Consider the following 14215-nt stretch of genomic DNA (forward strand, 5'->3'; position numbering starts at 1 on the left):
ACACCGATGAGCGCCCCGACCCGAATTCTGCTGGCCGACGATCACGCGCTGGTGCGCAGCGGCTTGCGGATGATCCTGGACAACGAACCGGACCTGCTCGTGGTCGCCGAGGCCGCCAACGGGTTCGACGCGGTGAGCGCCCTCGCCGACGACAACATCGACCTGGTGATCCTCGATATCGCCATGCCCCGGATGACCGGCATCCAGGCCGCCCGCGAGATCACCAGGAACAACCATCCGGTCCGCATTCTCATGCTCTCGATGTACGACAACGAGCAATACTTCTTCGAATCGCTCAAGGCGGGCGCCTCCGGCTACGTGCTCAAATCGGTGGCCGACCGCGATCTCATCGAGGCGTGCCGGGCCACGATGCGCGGGGAGTCCTTCCTCTATCCGGGCGCGGTGACCGCGCTGGTGCGCGACTATCTGCAGCTGGCGCGACAGGGCTCCACCCTGCCCGAAACGATTCTCACCCCGCGCGAGGAGGAAGTGCTCAAGCTGATCGCCGAGGGGAACTCCGCGCGCGAGATCGCCGCCGAGTTGGTGATCAGCGCGAAGACCGTCGACCGGCATCGCGCCAACATCCTGCAGAAACTCGGCCTGCGCGACCGGCTCGACCTGACCAGATACGCCATCCGTGCGGGACTGATCGAGCCGTGAGAACGTCGAAGGGCCCCCGCGCCGAACGAATCACGCGGGGGCCCTCGGTCGCGCGGGGGCCCTCGGTCGTCATTCCGCGTGCGGGTCGACCTGCACACGCTGCTTGCGACCGACCACCAACCGCATCACCGGTTCCACGACGCGGGCGCCGATCGGACCGATGATGGCCATCAACAGCACATACGTCGTGGCCAGCGCGGCGAATTCGTCGGGCACCGCGCCCGCGGCCACCGCGAGGCCCGCGATGACGATCGAGAACTCACCACGCGCGACCAGCGCGGTGCCTGCCCGCGCCCGGCCCAGTTGCGAGGCCCCCGCCTGTTTGGCCGCCCACCACCCGGTGGCGATCTTGGTGGCCGTGGTGACCACCGCCAGCAGCACCGCCCAGCCGAGCACCGGCGGAATACTGGCCGGATCGGTGCTCAACCCGAACAGCACGAAGAACATCGCCGCGAACAGATCGCGCAGCGGTTCGAGGATCTTGGTGGCATCGTGGGCCGTCGAGTCCGAGATCGCGATGCCGAGCAGGAACGCGCCGACCGCCGCCGACACCTGCACCGCCGAGGCGATACCGGCCACCAGCAGCGCCGAACCGAGCAGCTTGAGCAGGAAGATCTCGCGATCCTCGCTCGCTACGATCGCCGAAACGTATCTGCCGTATTTCAGCGCGACGATGAGTACCACGGTCACCGCGACCAGCGCGATGCCCACGGTCGTCATCCCCGCCACGAATCCGACACCGGCCAGTACCGCGGTGAGCACCGGCAGATACACCGCCATCGCCAGATCCTCGAACACCAGGATCGACAGCACTGTCGGCGTCTCCCGGTTCCCGAGGCGGCCCAGGTCGTTGAGCACCTTCGCGACGATCCCGGACGAGGAGATGTAGGTGACACCCGCCATCGCGATCGCGCCCGTCGGCCCGAGGCCGAGCATCAGCGCCACGATCACACCGGGAGTCGCGTTGAGTACCAGGTCGAGCAGACCGGCCGGCCACGATTTGCGCATGCCGGTGACCAATTCACCGGCGGTGTATTCCAAACCGAGCAGCAACAGCAGCAGCACGACGCCGATCTCGCTGGCGATGTGGATGAAGTCCTCCACCTCGTGCAGCTCGATCAGACCGCCGGTGCCGAAGACCAACCCCCCGAGCAGGTAGAGCGGAATGGGTGAGAGGCCGATGCGGGCGGCGATCCGCCCGAGCACCCCCAGCCCGAAGAAAACTGCCCCCAACTGGATCAATGCCAGTGCGGTTCCACTGATCTCCACCGGCTCAGCCGTCGGTGAGAATCGTAGCGGCGGCGTCGAGTCCGACGTTCGTGCCGACCACGACGACCATGTCGCCGTCGGCGAAGACGAACTCCGGTCCGGGCGAGGCCAGCACCTGGCCCGCGCGCAGGACCGCCACGATCGAAGCGCGGGTTCTGGTCCGCAACTCGGTGTCGCCCAGCCGCCGTGCGGCGTAGGGCGAGTTCGGCGGTATCAGCATCGACCGGGTACTCACCCCGTCGAGTTCGCGATGTTCCTCACGCAGTTGCGCGACCAACTGTGGTGCGCCGAGCAGACTCGCCAGCGTGCGCGCTTCGACAGCGGACAGGGGAATCTGGACGGTGGAATCCGGGTCGCCGACCTTCGTGAAGATCAGGTCGGTACCACCGTCGCGGTGGTCGACGATGCCGATCCGGCGGTCCACCTTCGACAGTGAAAACTCTTTGCGGACACCGATTCCCGGCAGGGACGTGACTTCTACATTCATGGGATCACCTAACCTCAGCTAGGGATACCTTACCTGCCCTTTACTATCCGCATGGATTGTCAACCGGCGTCGAGCAGCCGTCCCGCCGCGTCGAGGCCCTCGTCGGTACCGATCACCACGACCAGATCACCGGGGATGAAGGTGAAATCGGTTCCCGGCGACGGCGTCACCTCGCCCGCGCGCACCACCGCGACGACCGAGGCCTTGGTGCGGGTACGCATCTCGGTGTCGCGCAACGGCCGACCGTCGAACGGACTGCCGCGATCGATCGCGAACTGCCTGGTCGACAGCTCGCCCGCACTGTGGGTCTCGCGCGTCTTCTGCACCACCTGCGGTGCGCCGAGCAGGCCGGCCAGCACGCCGATCTCGGTGTCGGACAGGGGAATCGAGGTGGTCGAGTCGTAGTCGCCCGCTCGCGAGACGACCAGGTCGACGGAGCCGTCGCGATGTTCGATCACGCCGATCCGGCGGCGCGCCTCCGCCAGCGGAAAGTCCTTGCACACGCCGATTCCCGGTAAAGGCGTCACATCGATGTTCACGCCCTCACAGTACGACCAGATGGGAATAACACCACCCCCTACCCTGCGCACCGGGCATACCAGCCGAAACCCCGACCTCACGCATAGTTAAGGTTGTCGACTGCCGGACTTCCGGCCACTAGTGGAACGGAGTTCGGGATGGCCGTGTCGGCACCTCGATCACCTCGCGACGACACCTCGGTTCTCGCGGCACTGCGCAGCCCGAAGCGGTTGCGGATCGAAGTGCTCGGCGGCCTGGTGGTCGCGCTCGCGCTGATTCCCGAGGCCATCTCGTTCTCGATCATCGCCGGGGTGGATCCGCGGGTCGGGCTGTTCGCCTCGTTCACGATGGCGGTGACCATCGCGTTCACCGGCGGCAGGCCCGCCATGATCTCGGCGGCGACCGGCGCGGTGGCCCTGGTGATCGCGCCGGTGGTGCGCGAATACGGGATCGACTATCTGATCGCGACCGTGCTGCTGGCCGGGGTGTTCCAGGTGGTGTTGAGCGCGGTCGGCGTGGCCAGGCTGCTGCGGTTCATCCCGCGCAGCGTGATGGTCGGGTTCGTCAACGCGCTGGCCATCTTGATCTTTCTGACGCAGCTGCCGCATCTGATCGCGGTGCCGTGGCTGGTGTATCCGATGCTGGTGGCGAGCCTGGCGATCCTGATCTTGCTGCCCAAACTCACCACCGTGGCGCCCGCGCCGCTCGTCGCGATCGTGGTGCTCACCGCCGTAACGATCGTGTTCTCGCTCGAGGTGCCCGATGTCGGCGACGAGGGCGCGCTGCCGACGAGTCTGCCCGCGCTGGGACTCCCCCAGATGCCGTGGAACCTCGAGACACTGCGGATCATCGCGCCTTTCGCGCTGGCGATGGCGCTGGTCGGGCTGCTCGAATCGTTGATGACGGCCAAGCTCGTCGACGACATCACCGATTCGCATTCGGACAAGACCCGGGAGGGTTGGGGTCAGGGCGTGGCCAATCTCGTCACCGGGTTCTTCGGCGGGATGGGCGGGTGCGCGATGATCGGCCAGACCATGATCAACGTCAAGGTCTCCGGCGCGCGGACCCGGATCTCCACCTTCCTGGCCGGGGTCTTCCTGCTCGGGCTGGTCGTCGGGCTCGGCGGGCTCGTGGCGCGGATCCCGATGGCGGTGCTGGTGGCGGTGATGATCATGGTGGCGGCGGGAACCGTGGATTGGCACTCCCTCGCACCGAAGACATTGCGGCGCATGCCGATCGCCGAGACCACAGTGATGCTGGTGACGGTGGTCGTCACCGTCGCCACGCACAATCTGGCCTACGGCGTGATCGTGGGGGTGCTGGCCGCGATGGTGGCATTCGCGCACCGGGTCGCGCACTTCACCGAGGTCGTGCCGGTCGGCACCACCGACGACACCCGCGTGTACAAGGTGCGCGGCGAGCTGTTCTTCGCCTCCAGCAACGATCTCGTCTACCAGTTCGACTACGTCGACGATCCGGCCAACATCGTGATCGACCTCTCCGACAGCCACATCTGGGATGCCTCCACCGTCGCCGCGCTCGACGCCATCACCACCAAATACGCGAGTAAGGGCAAGAAGGTCGACATCATCGGGCTCAACGCCGCATCCGAAGCGCGGCACGAGCGCCTGTCGAGCCTCGGCGGCGAACAGACCTAGCCGCTCGCGCCCGGCTCCCAGCATGACGATCTCTGGTGAGCACCCGCTGTGGCTTGCGTATTCGGGCAAAGTTGTGTGTTGTTGAACAGTGACCAACTCTTCCGGAGACGCGTATCCACTCACGGACACGATGACCACCACGACGGCGGTACACGACGGCGTCACGGTGCTGACGGTGACCGGCGAGGTCGATCTGGCGACCGCGCCCGCGCTCGATGCCACCATCGAGGCCATCCTGGCCGTGAAACCGGCGACGCTGGTGATCGACCTGACCGCGGTCGGATTCCTGGCGTCGGCGGGCATGGCGACGCTGGTCGCCGCGCATCAGCGGGCAGGCGAGACCACCTCGATCGCGGTCGTGGCGGACGGACCCGCCACCAGCCGTCAGCTGAAGATGACGAGCCTGGACCAGGTGTTCGCCATGCACACCACCCTCGAGGCCGCCCTGGCGTCGTTCACGTCCTGACCTGACACGACGAACGCGCCGCCGCCCGGATCAACTCCGGACGGCGGCGCGCTCGTTGTCAGGGGGCGTCAGTAGAGCGAACGCAGCTGCTCGATCAGCTTCACGCGAGCGGCCGCGTTCTCGGCGATCGGCGTGACGTTGAGCGTGGTCACGCCCGCCTCGGTCATCGCGGCGATGCGCTCCTTCACGAAGCCTTCCGGGCCGATCAGCGACACATCGCGCACCAGCTCGTCGGGCACGGCTTGCGTGGCGGCCTGCTTGTCGCCCGCCAGGTACAGCTCCTGGATGCGGTCGGCGGCCTCGCCGTAGCCGTACTTGGTGGCGAGGGTGTGATAGAAGTTCTTGCCCTTGGCGCCCATGCCGCCGATGTAGAGCGCCAGGTGCGGCTTCACGAACTCGAGCAGCCCGGTGACGTTCTCCCCGATCGCCAGTGCCGGACCGGCGAAGATCTCGAGCTCGCCCAGCGCGGGATCACGCTTGGCCTTGCCCGTGGCGAGCGCCTCGCCCCACACGTCCTTCGCCTTCTCCGGCAGGAAGAAGATGGGCTGCCAGCCGTTGGCGACCTCGGCGGCCAGCTCCACATTCTTCGGGCCGAGCGCGGCCAGCAGCACCGGAATATCCGCGCGCACCGGGTGATTGATCAGCTTGAGCTCTTTGCCGAGGCCGGTGCCGCGCTCGGCGGGCAGCGGGATCTGGTAGTACTTGCCCTGGTAGTTGAGCTTCTCGCGGCGCCACACCGAGCGACAGATCTCGAGGAGTTCGCGCGTACGCCCGATCGGGGCGTCGTAGGCGACGCCGTGGAAGCCCTCGATGACCTGGGGCCCCGAGGCGCCGATGCCGAGGATGAACCGGCCGTCGGAGACGTAGTCCAGGCCCGCCGCGGTCATCGCGGTGAGGCTGGGGGTGCGGGTGTAGAGCTGCAGGATGCCGGAGGCGAGCTGCACCCGCTCGGTGCGGGCGGCCAGGAACCCCAGCGCGCTCACCGCGTCGAACGAGTACGCCTCCGGCACGAAGACGATGTCGAGGCCGGCGCGTTCCAGGTCGGCGACCTCGGCCGCCGTCTCCTTGAAACCGTCCGTGTAGTTGATGCTCAATCCGATCCGCATGGTCCCAACATAGCCCCGGGCAACGCGCCGACCCCGACCGGTCGGTCTGTCGACCCAGGCGCTGGTCGAGCGGGGTGCGTGGGCGGGCACGCGGTAGCGTTGGGAGAAGATTCCACGTAGTTCTCGCCGCATCGAAAGGCCACCCCGTCGTGTCGCAGCCCACCGTGTCGCCGCAGCAGATCGCCCCCTCCTTCGGTTCGGTGACCTTGGAGCACTACCTGTCGGAACTGGCCGCGAAGGTGCCCGCTCCCGGCGGCGGTGCCGTGGCCGCGCTGCACGCCGCGCAGGCCGCCGCGCTGGTGGCGATGGTGGCGCGCTACACCACCCGCGCCAAGGACGCCGAGAACCGGCCGGTGATCGACCGGATCATCGTGGCCGCCGACGCCGCGCTGGCGCGCTCGCTCGTGCTCGCCGATGCCGACGCGGCCGCGTTCACCGCCGTCGGCGCGGCCTACAAACTGCCGAAGGACACCGACGCCGAGCGTGACGCCCGCACCGCCGCGATCAACGCGGCACTCGTCGAGGCCGCGCGGGTGCCCGCCGCCGTGGTCGACGAGGCCGACGAAATCCTGTCGCTGGCCGCCGAACTGCTGCCGATCGGCAACCCGAACGTGGTCACCGATATCGGCGCCGCCGCCGACGCCGCCCGCGCCGCGGCGATGAGCTCGCAGCTCAATATCGAGATCAATGTCGGCTCGCTGCCCGCCGACCTCGGCGACCCCTTCGCCGCCGCGCTGTTGCGCGTGGACACCATCGCCGCCCGCGCCGACGCCCTGCACGGCGACGTGCTGCACGCCGTGCGCGGCTGAGTCAGCGTTGCGCGGTGAGCACGATCTTGCCGCGGACCCGGCCGGATTCACTGCGTCGATGGGCGGCGGCGAGTTCGGTGATCGGCAGGATCTGGGCGATGTCGACGGTCAGCTCCCCGCGGTCGACCGCCGACGCGAGCTCGTCGAGCGCGGCCGTGGTCGGATCGACATGGAGTCGGCGAACGCGCGAATCCGAGTGCGTCGCCGGGCCTTCGGCCGCGACAACCTGTCCGGTCGCGCTCAGGACGGTCAGTGATCGATCCGTGTAGTCGCCGCCGATCAGATCCACCACGAGGTCGACGTCGCGCACGGCGGTGGTGAAATCGGTGGTCCGATAGTCGATCGGTTCGGTGACGCCGAGCTCGCGCAGATAGGTGTGATTGCCCGAGCGCGCGGTAGCGGCGATCCACGCGCCGCGCCGCGCGGCGATCTGCACCGCCAGATGCCCGACACCACCGGCCGCCGCGTGGATCAGGACCCGCTCGCCCCGACGCACCGAGGCCAGTGCCTGCCAGGCGGTGAGCCCGGCGACCGGCAGCGCGGCCGCGTGTACCGGGTCGATCGAGCGGGGAGCGCGCGCCAGTCGATTCTCCTGCGCCACCACGTATTCCGCGTTGGCCCCACCGAACACCATGCCGTACACCGTGTCTCCCGGCGCGAAGCGCGTCACCGCGCCGCCCACCTCCGCCACGACCCCGGACACATCGAGGCCGAGGACCAACGGCGGCTCACCCAGTTGCCGGATCAGGCCGCTGCGCACCTTCCAATCGGCGGCGTTGACGCTGGTCGCCACCACCCGCACCAACACCTCCCCCGGACCCGGTGTCGGCCGCGCCACCTCAGCCCGCTCGAAAACGTCCGGTCCGCCGAAAGATCTCTGCACCATCTGCCACATACCCCCGAGTTTGCGTGCAACAGTGTCCCAGCGGTAGTAGGCACCTTTCGGATACCGTGGTATCCCATGGATACCGTGAGTGACGATCAGCGTTCGGTCGAAGCGTTCCTGCGGGACTGCCCCGCGCGGCAACTGCTCACGGTGCTCGCCGACAAATGGGTCCTGCTGGTGCTCGGCAGCCTGCGCGAGGCGGGCGAGCCGGTGCGTTTCAACGCCTTGCGCAGGCGCCTGGACGGCATCACCCAGAAGGTCCTCACCCGAACGCTGCGTGATCTGGAACGCGACGGACTGGTCCGGCGTGAGGTGTTTCCCACGATGCCGCCCCGGGTGGAGTACAGCATCACCGCGCTCGGGGCCGATCTGGGGCGGATCAGTCAGGCGATGGGCGCCTGGGTGGTCGAACATCACGCGCAGATCACCGCCGCCAGGACCGCATTCGACGCCGCGCGCGCCGCCGAACCGGCCCCGCTGGCGCAACCGGGGCGAGCACCGTCACCGGTCTCGAAGTGAGAACCTTCTTTCGGGGCCTCGACCTGCGCTGACGCAAGACGACACACCGGTGACCCCGGCGGCCGTTACCACTTCGATAGGCCGAGTTGATCATGGCGGCCTAGACTTGGAATCCGCCTACGAGTGAGTGAGGGGTGGCGTTTATGAGGAACGCATTTCGTTTCCTGTTCGTCGCGATCATGGCGGCGGTACTGGCCGCGGCGTGGTCGGGAGCCGCGTCCGCGGATCTGATCGGAGGCCAGCGCACCCAATACGGCGGTGGCACCTACGCCGAGGCGAATCTGTCGACCCATACCTTCACCGTCAGCCAGGGTGGACGAGTTGTGCGGGTGATGCCCGCGTCGATGGGCAAGCCCGGTTTCGAGACACCCACCGGCACCTTCAGCGTGCTCGAGAAGGATCGGTCGGTGGTGTTCGACTCGCGGACCATCGGCATCCCGCTCAGCGATCCAGAGGGCTACATCATCGACGGTGAATACGCCGTGCGACTGACCTGGGGTGGCGTGATGGTGCACTCGGCACCGTGGTCGGTGGACTCGCAGGGCAACGCCAATGTGAGCCACGGTTGCATCAACCTCGCACCCGACGACGCCGCCTGGTACTTCGACAATGTGGGCGTCGGCGATGAGGTCTATATCCACTGGTAAACATTTTCCCTCGTGGCATTCGGCGAACGCGCCGTCAGGGCAGTATCGTGCCCGTAACGAAATCGTTGCGGGACATACCCTGACGGCGACGAGCCTGATGAAGGTGGGGCGATGGATCGACCGGATGCGCACAGACCGATCGGGGCTCGACAGCATGACCCGGGATCGGCCGGTGCTCCACTCGCGGCGGTGACCCCGATCCGGCGGTCCCGTGATATCGGCGCGCCACGGCCCCATCGGCGCAGCGATCAGCCCGCCGGCGGCGCTCGTCATCGGATCGAAGGTGGACCGACGACCCCCGCCGGTATTCCGGTTATCTCCGCGGCTCGTCTGCGCGAGGCCGGATATGACGAGCTCGCTCCGATCGTTCCGGCGGACGCCACTGTCACCGACCGACTCCCCGTGGTCGGCGGCAAATTCGATCCCGGTGCGCGCCACCGCCTCTCGGACACCGCGTTCTCGATCCACGACAACGGGCCCGACACCGACGAACTGCCGATCATCACCGCTCCGGGCCCGGCGTGGGCGAACCTCGAACACCCCACGCCCGGCTACGACGCTCCGGCGACTCGGCATCCGCTTCCCACACCCGAGCACCGCGGCGCGGATACCTTTCCGCCGCGCCCCGCGCCCGATCACCACGGTGCGGACAGCTTCCCGCGCTCCACACCCGATTACCCGGACACCGACACCTTTTCGGCTCTCGCCGTACCCGGCTCCGACGGCACCGACAGCGCGTCGTCGCGTCCCGCGCCCGACTACCACGGTAACGACGAGGTCTTCGCCCGGATGATCGATCGATCCAGGCGACGGCGGGTGCCCAGATGGTTCGCACCGCTGGTCGCCTCGGTGGCGGGCGCCGTGCTCATCGGTGGCACCTACGTCCAGCTCCGCGGGCCCGCACCGACGTCCACGGCGTCGAGCACTGCCCTCGTACCGAGCTCGGTGAGCCCGGTGACGGCCGAGTGCCCCACCGAACAGATCGGCGCCATGGTGCGGGGCAACAACGCGGGCGGCACCGAGTCCGGTATCGCGGCGATCATGGCCTTCCAGTACGCGTACTACGTCGCGCGCTCCGGTGACCAGGCACGAACCCTGGTGGCATCGGGCGCGGTGGCACCGTCGGCAGCGGCCATCCAGGCCGGGATCGACTCCACGCCGGTGGGGACCACGCACTGTGTCGAGATCACCCCGGGCGCCTACGTCGACCAGTACCTGGTCAAAGTCACCGCGTTCCGACCGGATTCAGCGCCGAGCACCTACACACCGCAGCTCGTGGAAACCGCGCAGGTCGGCAGCAAAACGCTGATCACGTCGTTCGGAGCGGCACCCCGCTGACCCGGATCGCGGGCCCCCTCTACACGACGGCCTCGGCACGCACCGGGTTCCAGGCTGATCAGCGGGTGCCCGCGAGACATCGGCCCGGCCGGTAGACGGTCTCGACACACCGTCGCGTCGAGACCGCACAGCATCCGCTCGCGGCCGCGGGAAATCGTACGGCTCGAATCGCGAAAGCTGTTCAGGCGCGGGATTTCTCGGCCGCGACGACCACGTGACGCATGAGCAGCGCGGTGGTCACCGGACCGACGCCACCGGGGACGGGGCTCAGCGCCGCGGCCTTGCCGATGACCGACGTCGCCTCGACATCGCCCACGATCCCCCCGTCGGCGGCCTCGTTGGTGCCCACGTCGATCACCACCGCGCCGTCACCGATGTGCTTGCCGGTGACCAGACCGATCCGGCCCGCCGCGGCGACCACGATATCGGCGGGAGTCGTGACCGCGGCGAGGTCTGCGGTGCGGGAGTGCGCGACGGTGACGGTCGCGTTCTCGGCGAGCAGCAGCTGGGCGAGGGGCTTGCCGACGATGTTGGAGCGGCCGACCACGGTGACCAGTCGGCCCTGCAGCGCGACGCCGTGATGCTTGAGCAGTTCGACGACCGCTTCGGAGGTGGCGGGGACGAAACCGTCCAGGCCGGAGGCGAGCAGGCCCAGCGACAGTGGGCTGACGCCGTCGACGTCCTTGGCCGCGGCGATCGCGGAACTCACGTCGTCGAGGTTCACGCCCGCGGGCAGCGGGGTCTGCAACATGATCGCGTCGGTGGCCGGGTCGGCGCTGCGCGCGCTCAGTTCCGCCCGGATCGTCTCGGCGCTCGCGTCGGCGCCGAGATCGATGCGCTCGCAGGCGATTCCGAGTCGCTCGGCCGCCTTGCGCAACGAGTTCACGTACCAGGCGCTCGCCGGGTCGTCGTTGGCCACGATCAGCGCCAGCGTCGGCGCGGTGCCCGCGGCGGTGAGCGCGGCCGCGCGCTCCTTCGAGTCGGCGTTGATGGCGGCGGCGAGTTCCTTGCCGGTCAGCGAAGCGGTATCCACGATGTGACACCTTATCCGCCGCCGGACCGACGACGCGGCGCCGGGCCGCGACGCGCGCAAGCTGGTCGGGGTCCACCGCGGTCCGAACGGGCGGTCATAGGGTGTCGACAGCTCTGCTCTGCCAGCACGTACCGAATCGTTCGCGCCGAAGGGATATGGGTTGTCGTGAAGGTCTCGAGGCACTGGAAACACCTGGCCGCCGCCGTAGTGGCGGCGGCCGCGCTGACCGGCACCACCGTCGGTCCGGCCGCCGCGGAAGCCGATGTGGCGGCCCTCTACAACTCGGCCCAGCGGCACTTCACCGACGGTGACGACGCCGCGGGACGCGCCGACCTGCGTGCGCTCATCGCCGCCGATCCGCAGGATGTCGACGCGCTCGCGCTGCAGGCGATCTGGTCGCACTACGCGGGCGACGCGGCGGCGGTCGGTGACGCCCTCGCCCGGCTCGGTGGGATCGACGCGGGCATGGCGGCGGGTACCAACCACGTACTGCACGCGGTGACCGCGGCCGCCGCCACCCTGCCCAACCCGCTACCCGCGCTGGTCGGTCCGCAGACCGGCATCGTGGTCCTCGGCTACGGGCTGCTGCCCGACGGCGCGCTGCGGCCCGAGCTGGAGAACCGGCTCTCCGCGGCGTGGTTGCAGGCGATCGCCGCCCCGTTCTCACCGGTCGTCGTGACCGGCGGCAATCCACAGAACGGCATCTCCGAGGCCGAGGCGATGCGGCGCTGGCTGGTGGCGCGAGGGCTGCCGGGCGATCGCGTCCACGTGGAGGATCGGGCCGGGTCGACAGTGCAGAACGCACTGTTCAGCACGCGACTGCTGCGCGATCTCGGCGCGACCAGCGCGGTGGTGGTGACCTCACCGAATCACATCCGGCGCGCGGTCGCCGACTTCATCGTCGCGGGGACGACCGTGGTCGGCGCGATGACCTCGCTCGAACAGCTGGTTTCCCAGTTGCCCCCGCCCCCGCGCAACGCCCAGCGCGGGATCTATCTCGACGCGACCCGCACCTTCGAACTCGATACCGCGCGCTGAGTCGTCGCGCCACCACCGGCAGCATTAATTCGGTTGCCCGGTCAGGAACAATCGGCGCATGAGTGGTTCCGGTTTTCCCGACGTGGTCGTCGAGTTGCGGCGCGCGGGATGTGTGTTCGCCGAAGACGAGGCCGCGCTGTTGATCGAGGCGGCGGGCAGCGACCCTGCGCGTCTGGACGCACTGGTCGGACAGCGGGTTTCGGGTACTCCGCTCGAATACCTGCTCGGCTGGGTGGAATTCCGGGGGCTGCGGGTGGGGGTGCGTCCCGGTGTTTTCGTGCCGCGCCGGCGCACGGCGTTCCTGGTGGATCAGGCGGTCGACGGCGTCGCGCCGGGCACGACGCGGCTCTGCGTGGTCGACCTGTGTTGTGGCTGTGGGGCACTCGGGCTCAGCGCGGCGACCGAGCTCACCGCGCGCGGGTGCGAGGTCGAGCTCGTCGCCGCCGATATCGACCCCGTCGCCGTCGCGTGCGCGCGCGAGAATCTCACGCCGCTGAGCGCACCGGTGTTCGCCGGTGATCTGTTCGACGCGCTACCGGGTGACCTGCGCGGGCGCATCGACCTGTTGCTCGCGAACACACCGTATGTGCCGAGTGCCCGCGTCGCGGATCTGCCGCCGGAGGCGCGCGAGCACGAGCCGCTCACCGCGCTCGACGGTGGCGCGGATGGGCTCGATGTGTTCCGCCGGGTCGCGCAGGGAGCGGCCGTGTGGCTGGCGCCCGGCGGCACGGTCGTGGTGGAAACCGGTGCGGGGCAGATAGATACGGCGTGTTCGGTGCTGTCCGCGCACGGTCTCGAACCTCGCGTCGCGGAGTCCGAGGAGCACTACGCCACGGTGGTTCTCGGCACCCGGGATCCGCGCTGATCGTTCGGCCGCCACCCACCGAGCGAGCGCCCGCGCGGACCTCGCACCGAATGCCTACTTGCGGCCGGTGAACTGATCCATCGAGTGGTACACGCCCACCGCGTTGAGGTACAGGTCGCGCACCTTGATCGGCAGCAGACCGGTGAGCGCCCGGTTCATCCGTGAGGTCCACGGCAGCACCACCAGGGCGCCGCCCTTCTTCATCTCCGACCACGAGGTATCCACGACATCGTGCTGCTCGAGCATCGGTGTGAACAGAATGCCCTTCGCGCCCTCGAACATGCCGGTGTTGATGTAGGTGGGGCAGACCGTGGTGACCTTCACGTGATCGTGGCCCGCCTGCTCGAGCTCTAGGCGTACCGAATCCGACCACCCGAGCGCGGCCCACTTCGACCCCGCGTACACGGCCATGCGCGGGTTGGCGACCAGTCCGGCCGACGACGCGATATTGAGCACACGCGCCTGGCTCGTACCGGCGACCATGCCCGCGAGGAACTCCAGGGTGACATACATCGGGGCCAACGAGTTGATCGCCATCGTCTTGTCGATATCGGCGCGGTTCTCGGTTTCCCAGAAGTAGGTGTTGCCGCGCACGATGCCCGCGTTGTTGACGAGGATGTCGATGCCGCCGACTTCCTTGCGCACCGCCTCGCCCGCCTCGCGGATCGAGTCCTGCGAGGACACATCCACCACGTAGTGGTGCACCTTGCCGCCCGCGGCGGTCAGCTGCGTCGCGGTCTCGCGCAGCGCCAGCTCGTTGATATCCCACAGGACCACCGCGTCGGCGCCTTCGGCAACGGCCTTCTCGGCGAACAACTTTCCGAGTCCCATCGCCGCGCCGGTGATGAGGACCCGCTTGCCTGCGACCGTTTCCAACTTCATTTCGCTACCTACCCCTGCTCGTTCCGCTACTTC

At 68.5% G+C, this 14215-nt stretch carries 15 protein-coding genes and 1 pseudogene; 9 read left to right on the forward strand and 7 right to left on the reverse strand.

Annotation, left to right across the window (positions count from 1 at the left end; translation table 11 throughout):
• Positions 1–6: 6 nt before the first annotated feature.
• A complete protein-coding gene (locus NA12_RS28950; protein ID WP_067458487.1) occupies positions 7–660 on the forward strand; it encodes a response regulator in 654 nt (217 codons plus the stop codon).
• 69 nt (positions 661–729) lie between these two features.
• On the opposite strand, the gene NA12_RS28955 is transcribed toward NA12_RS28950, so the two are convergent.
• The 3 genes from NA12_RS28955 to NA12_RS28965 are packed head-to-tail and all read right to left on the reverse strand — an operon-like array spanning position 730 to position 2955.
• Positions 730–1923: a cation:proton antiporter gene (locus NA12_RS28955; protein WP_132370107.1), complete on the reverse strand. Its 1194-nt coding sequence runs from the start codon at positions 1921–1923 to the stop codon at positions 730–732.
• 10 nt (positions 1924–1933) lie between these two features.
• On the reverse strand, positions 1934–2416 hold the full coding sequence (locus NA12_RS28960; RefSeq protein ID WP_067458493.1) for a cation:proton antiporter regulatory subunit: 483 nt from the start codon (positions 2414–2416) through the stop codon (positions 1934–1936).
• A gap of 59 nt (positions 2417–2475) precedes the next feature.
• Positions 2476–2955: a cation:proton antiporter regulatory subunit gene (locus NA12_RS28965; RefSeq protein ID WP_067458503.1), complete on the reverse strand. Its 480-nt coding sequence runs from the start codon at positions 2953–2955 to the stop codon at positions 2476–2478.
• Positions 2956–3093: 138 nt separating this feature from the next.
• Between NA12_RS28965 and NA12_RS28970 the strand changes: the two genes are divergently transcribed.
• Together NA12_RS28970 and NA12_RS28975 are read left to right on the forward strand one after the other, a co-directional pair.
• A complete protein-coding gene (locus NA12_RS28970) occupies positions 3094–4593 on the forward strand; it encodes a SulP family inorganic anion transporter (RefSeq protein ID WP_067458506.1) in 1500 nt (499 codons plus the stop codon).
• Positions 4594–4723: 130 nt separating this feature from the next.
• Complete coding sequence (locus tag NA12_RS28975; RefSeq protein WP_067458510.1) at positions 4724–5059, forward strand: STAS domain-containing protein; 336 nt, start codon at positions 4724–4726, stop codon at positions 5057–5059.
• 68 nt (positions 5060–5127) lie between these two features.
• On the opposite strand, the gene NA12_RS28980 is transcribed toward NA12_RS28975, so the two are convergent.
• On the reverse strand, positions 5128–6165 hold the full coding sequence (locus NA12_RS28980; protein ID WP_067458513.1) for an LLM class F420-dependent oxidoreductase: 1038 nt from the start codon (positions 6163–6165) through the stop codon (positions 5128–5130).
• Between the two features lie 149 nt (positions 6166–6314).
• On the opposite strand from NA12_RS28980, the gene NA12_RS28985 reads away from it, so the two are divergent.
• The gene (locus NA12_RS28985) at positions 6315–6974 is read left to right on the forward strand and encodes a cyclodeaminase/cyclohydrolase family protein (RefSeq protein ID WP_084473188.1); all 660 of its coding nucleotides are present in this window, start codon (positions 6315–6317) and stop codon (positions 6972–6974) included.
• Position 6975: 1 nt separating this feature from the next.
• Here NA12_RS28985 and NA12_RS28990 read toward each other — a convergent pair whose 3' ends face one another.
• Positions 6976–7860 (reverse strand): NADP-dependent oxidoreductase, encoded by an 885-nt coding sequence (locus tag NA12_RS28990; RefSeq protein WP_307188364.1) that lies wholly within the window; start codon positions 7858–7860, stop codon positions 6976–6978.
• 75 nt (positions 7861–7935) lie between these two features.
• On the opposite strand from NA12_RS28990, the gene NA12_RS28995 reads away from it, so the two are divergent.
• The 3 genes and pseudogenes from NA12_RS28995 to NA12_RS29005 all read left to right on the forward strand — a co-directional run bounded on the left by NA12_RS28995 (position 7936) and on the right by NA12_RS29005 (position 10364).
• The gene (locus tag NA12_RS28995) at positions 7936–8379 is read left to right on the forward strand and encodes a winged helix-turn-helix transcriptional regulator (RefSeq protein WP_067458519.1); all 444 of its coding nucleotides are present in this window, start codon (positions 7936–7938) and stop codon (positions 8377–8379) included.
• Between the two features lie 275 nt (positions 8380–8654).
• A pseudogene (locus tag NA12_RS29000) lies at positions 8655–9026 on the forward strand (L,D-transpeptidase); the annotation flags it as partial.
• Between the two features lie 189 nt (positions 9027–9215).
• Positions 9216–10364 (forward strand): DUF8176 domain-containing protein, encoded by a 1149-nt coding sequence (locus NA12_RS29005; protein ID WP_067458525.1) that lies wholly within the window; start codon positions 9216–9218, stop codon positions 10362–10364.
• A gap of 181 nt (positions 10365–10545) precedes the next feature.
• Here NA12_RS29005 and NA12_RS29010 read toward each other — a convergent pair whose 3' ends face one another.
• Positions 10546–11397, reverse strand: coding sequence for a bifunctional 5,10-methylenetetrahydrofolate dehydrogenase/5,10-methenyltetrahydrofolate cyclohydrolase (locus NA12_RS29010; RefSeq protein ID WP_067458529.1), 852 nt, complete (start codon positions 11395–11397; stop codon positions 10546–10548).
• Between the two features lie 165 nt (positions 11398–11562).
• Here NA12_RS29010 and NA12_RS29015 point away from each other — a divergent pair, with 165 nt between their 5' ends.
• Complete coding sequence (locus NA12_RS29015) at positions 11563–12435, forward strand: YdcF family protein (RefSeq protein ID WP_084473189.1); 873 nt, start codon at positions 11563–11565, stop codon at positions 12433–12435.
• 58 nt (positions 12436–12493) lie between these two features.
• Complete coding sequence (locus NA12_RS29020) at positions 12494–13300, forward strand: putative protein N(5)-glutamine methyltransferase (protein WP_067458532.1); 807 nt, start codon at positions 12494–12496, stop codon at positions 13298–13300.
• 54 nt (positions 13301–13354) lie between these two features.
• On the opposite strand, the gene NA12_RS29025 is transcribed toward NA12_RS29020, so the two are convergent.
• The gene (locus NA12_RS29025; RefSeq protein ID WP_067458535.1) at positions 13355–14182 is read right to left on the reverse strand and encodes an SDR family NAD(P)-dependent oxidoreductase; all 828 of its coding nucleotides are present in this window, start codon (positions 14180–14182) and stop codon (positions 13355–13357) included.
• Positions 14183–14215 lie beyond the last annotated feature (33 nt).

The sequence above is a fragment of the Nocardia alba NBRC 108234 genome, from assembly GCF_001612665.1.
Taxonomy (GTDB): domain Bacteria; phylum Actinomycetota; class Actinomycetes; order Mycobacteriales; family Mycobacteriaceae; genus Nocardia; species Nocardia alba.